Source organism: Pseudomonas sp. RA_105y_Pfl2_P56, from assembly GCF_963970845.1.
In the GTDB taxonomy this organism is placed as follows: domain Bacteria; phylum Pseudomonadota; class Gammaproteobacteria; order Pseudomonadales; family Pseudomonadaceae; genus Aquipseudomonas; species Aquipseudomonas baetica_A.
This window is the reverse complement of record NZ_CAXAPL010000084.1, coordinates 1-3,508: the sequence shown is the minus strand read 5'-3', so window position 1 is coordinate 3,508 and position 3,508 is coordinate 1. Positions and strand designations below refer to the sequence as shown.

Genomic DNA, 3,508 nt, shown 5'->3' with positions numbered 1-3,508 from the left:
GACCTCCGGCGCGCAAAGCTGGGACATCACCCTGCCAAAACGTCAGTTCCTCGGCGTGGCCACCAGCAACGAAACCCGCGAGCTGGTTAACCAGGTCTTTCAACAAATCCTAACTTCACCCCGCTAAGAGGCACTGCATGGCACTCGGTCAAGTCACCGTCGACAATCTCAATCTAGGCCAGGGTGCCGTGACTGAGGTTGAGCGTTACTTTCTTTTCATCGGCCCCGCCGCCAAGAACGTCGGCCAGTTCATCCCGTTGAACACCGACAGCGATCTGGACGCCGCCCTGGGCGTTCCGGCCAGCGATCTGAAAACCCAAATCACCGCCGCACGCCAAAACGGCGGCCAGCGTTGGGCCTGTCTTGCCGCCCCGATCGGCGCCGAAGGCGACTGGGCCACCGCGTTGCAGAAAACCCAGCAACAGGGCGTGTCGGTAGAGGCGGTGATAGTGACCAAACCGGTCACGAAGGCAGACGAACTGTCGGCCATGCATGACGCCGCTGTTGCCCTGAACAACACCTACGGGCGCCGTGTGTTCTTTCTCGCAAGCACCGCCGGCATCACCGTCGACCAGACCTGGGCGCAATACCTCACCGAGCAAAAGGCTTTGGTAACTGGGCTGGCTGCACCGCGTGTTTCGCCGGTACCGCAACTGCACGGTAACGACTTGGGTGTGTTGGCCGGCCGCTTGGCCAATTCGGCGGTGAGCATCGCTGACAGCCCGATGCGGGTCGCCACTGGCCCGGTGCTGGGACTGGGCCAGGTGCCCGTCGATAGCGAGCTGATTCCGCTGCCGTCCGCTGTGCGCAGTGAACTGGATCGAGCGCGGTTTTCCGTGTCGCAGACCTATCCGGACTATCCGGGCGTGTATTGGGGTGACTGCAACATGCTGGACACCCCGGGCAGTGACTTTCAGGTCGTGGAATACCTGCGCATCACCGACAAGGCCGCTCGCCAGATCCGCCCGCTGCTGATCCGCCGCGTCGCTGATCGACGCTTGAACAACACGCCCAACAGCATGGCGGTGAACACCAACCAACTGATGGCGCCGCTGCGTGCCATGGCCAAGTCAATCAAGTTCAACGGTGAGGTGTTCCCCGGCGATATCGAACCGCCGAAAGACGGCGACCTGGTACTGGAATGGCTGAGCAAAACCAAGGTCGCGGCCTACATCAAGCTCAAACCCCTCAACTGCCCGAAAGACCTCACGGCGAACATTGCCCTGGATCTTTCCACTGACAAAACGGAGTAACGCCCCATGGCAAAAATTGGCGGCAAGAACTTCGACGTGAGCCTGGGCGATCTGTCGCTGCACGTCGAGAGCTGCACCCTGGACATCACCGACAACTCGGCCGTGGCCCAAACCCGTGGCGTGCCTGACGGCTACGTGGAGGGCGACGTGGCCGCTGCCGGCGAACTGGAACTGGACAGCTCCAACCTTCAGTTGCTGATCGACGCGGCGCGATCGGCGGGGAGCTTTCGCAAGCTCAAGCCTTTTGACGCGGTGTTCTTCGCCAAGGCCGGCGAAGACGAGGAACTGCGCGTAGAGGCGTTCGGCTGCAAGGTGAAAATTTCCAGCCTGCTGTCGATCGATCCGAAAGGCGGCGAGAAGACCAAGCACAAGGTGCCGTTCGACGTCACCAGTCCGGACTTTATCCACATCAATGGCGTTCCGTACCTCGACGCTACCGAGATCGAGGGGCTGCGCTGATGGGGGATTGGTTCGAACAGGCCGCGAAGTTGGAGCTGCTGGAGCGTGAGCAGGCCATAAAGGCGCAACTGGCGCGGCCGCGCCCCTCGGGGCCGAGCCGCATCCACTGCCTGGACTGCGAAAAACCAATCCCCGAACAACGCCGAGCCTTGGGCGGAATACTCCGCTGCACACCTTGCGAATCAGTTTCAGAGCGGAGTAAACGCTGATGACGACTGAAGCCTCACGTCTCGGATCGTTGGAGCAGAAGTTCGCCGTATTCGAACACCGGCTGGGCGAGCTGGAAGACCGCCACGAAACCGTGCCGACCCGCGTTACGAAGTTGGAGCAGGGGTTCGAACACATGGCGGGGCAACTGTCAGAACTCAACGCCGGACAGCAGAATTTGACGGTCGCGGTAAACGACATTGGCGCGAAGGTCGGTCGCTTGCTGACCATCCTCACGCTGGTTGGTGCCGTGCTGCAAATGGCGGTGCCGGCGCTGTTGCGGGTGTGGTTCCCATGAGCCTGCGCGGAAAGATTCAGGCCGGCGCGCTGACCTTGGCCAGCGCCTCTTTGGTGGCGTTCCTGGGCACTTGGGAAGGCAACGGCCAGAACACGGTTTATGCCGACAAGTTGGCCCGTGGTCTGCCGACCGTTTGCAAAGGCATCACCCGACACACCAGCCCGTTTCCGGTGGTGGTCGGTGATTACTGGTCGCCCGAGCGGTGTGCCGAGGTGGAGCAGTTGGTAATCAGCAAAGGGCAATTACAGCTCGCTGACTGCATCACCAACCCGGACGTGCGCCAGAACACTTTCGACGCTTTGACCAGCCATGGCCACAACGTTGGCGTGCCGAGCACCTGCGCGAGTCGGGCGGTGGCGTTGATCAACGCCGGACGCATCAGTGACGGCTGCAAAGCGTTGGCCTGGGCACCGGACGGCAAAACACCCGTGTGGGCATTTGTCACCGATGGCAAGGGGCGAAAGCAGTTTGTTCAAGGCTTGCACAACCGCCGGCTGGCTGAAATGGAGCTGTGCCTGCGATGAGCCTTTCCCCGTTGCGCCTCGCGCCGTTTGTGCTGCTGTTGGCCCTGTTGTTGTGGGTGGCGTTTGATCGGGTGACCGATCAGCGCGACGACGCCAGGCGCGAGCGCGACAGCGCGCAATGGGAAGCGAACGGTCTGCGCGAAGCGGCCCGCATCACCGGCGAGATGCTCGCAGAGCGTGATGCGATCGACCAACGAAACACCAAGGAATTGAACGATGCGCTCACTGAAAACAAGCGCCTGCGCCGCGCTGTTAGCGATGGCTCTGGCCGGTTGCACGTCCGCGCCACCTGTCCCACCGCCGGATCTGTGCCCGCCACCGCCGGCACCGCCCGCGTGGCTGATGCAGGACGCGCCGAACTCGCAGCAGACGCTCGACCGGATTATTTCACCCTCCGAGATCAGCTCGCCCTAAGCCGGCAAATGATTCTCGGACTCCAGCAATACGCCCTGGGCGTATGCCGGCGGTCGCCGGCGCACCAGGACACCACTTTTTCCAACCTCAACAAGAGAGCAACCCCATGAGCCAACAGAACACCGAAATCACTCTGGAAGTCGGCGAGCAGGAATTCACCTTCAACCTGACCCCGGCGGACGTCACCAAATACTTCAACGCACTGACCCAGACCAACAAGGTCGCGCCGGGCAACAACCTGCTGATGACCACCGTCAAGCAGGACGAAAAAGCCACGCTGAAACCGCTGCTGGCCAACCCGGTGATGGTGATGCAGATCGCCGGCGCGCTGCTGGAGGAATACGCACCCAACG

The 3,508-nt window shown here is 61.8% G+C and carries 7 protein-coding genes and 1 pseudogene; all 8 read left to right on the top strand.

Annotated elements, in window-relative coordinates; translation table 11 throughout:
* Positions 1-127, top strand: a pseudogene (locus tag AACY11_RS28060) (virion morphogenesis protein); the annotation flags it as partial.
* Between the two features lie 10 nt (positions 128-137).
* Positions 138-1,253, top strand: coding sequence for a DUF2586 domain-containing protein (locus tag AACY11_RS28055; RefSeq protein WP_339496304.1), 1,116 nt, complete (start codon positions 138-140; stop codon positions 1,251-1,253).
* A gap of 6 nt (positions 1,254-1,259) precedes the next feature.
* Positions 1,260-1,712 carry a phage protein gene (locus AACY11_RS28050; RefSeq protein WP_339433274.1) on the top strand — a complete coding sequence of 151 codons (453 nt, stop codon included), beginning with the start codon at positions 1,260-1,262 and terminating at the stop codon, positions 1,710-1,712.
* The gene (locus AACY11_RS28045) at positions 1,712-1,921 is read left to right on the top strand and encodes a TraR/DksA C4-type zinc finger protein (protein ID WP_339496303.1); all 210 of its coding nucleotides are present in this window, start codon (positions 1,712-1,714) and stop codon (positions 1,919-1,921) included. The genes AACY11_RS28050 and AACY11_RS28045 overlap by 1 nt, the downstream gene beginning before the upstream one ends.
* Positions 1,921-2,217 (top strand): hypothetical protein, encoded by a 297-nt coding sequence (locus tag AACY11_RS28040; RefSeq protein WP_339433272.1) that lies wholly within the window; start codon positions 1,921-1,923, stop codon positions 2,215-2,217. Before AACY11_RS28045 ends, AACY11_RS28040 begins: the two co-directional genes overlap by 1 nt.
* Positions 2,214-2,741 carry a lysozyme gene (locus AACY11_RS28035; RefSeq protein WP_339496301.1) on the top strand — a complete coding sequence of 176 codons (528 nt, stop codon included), beginning with the start codon at positions 2,214-2,216 and terminating at the stop codon, positions 2,739-2,741. Before AACY11_RS28040 ends, AACY11_RS28035 begins: the two co-directional genes overlap by 4 nt.
* Positions 2,738-3,265 (top strand): lysis system i-spanin subunit Rz, encoded by a 528-nt coding sequence (locus AACY11_RS28030; RefSeq protein WP_339496299.1) that lies wholly within the window; start codon positions 2,738-2,740, stop codon positions 3,263-3,265. The genes AACY11_RS28035 and AACY11_RS28030 overlap by 4 nt, the downstream gene beginning before the upstream one ends.
* A partial coding sequence (locus AACY11_RS28025; protein WP_339496297.1) for a putative phage tail assembly chaperone occupies positions 3,262-3,508 on the top strand: 247 nt, incomplete at its 3' end. The genes AACY11_RS28030 and AACY11_RS28025, both read left to right, overlap by 4 nt.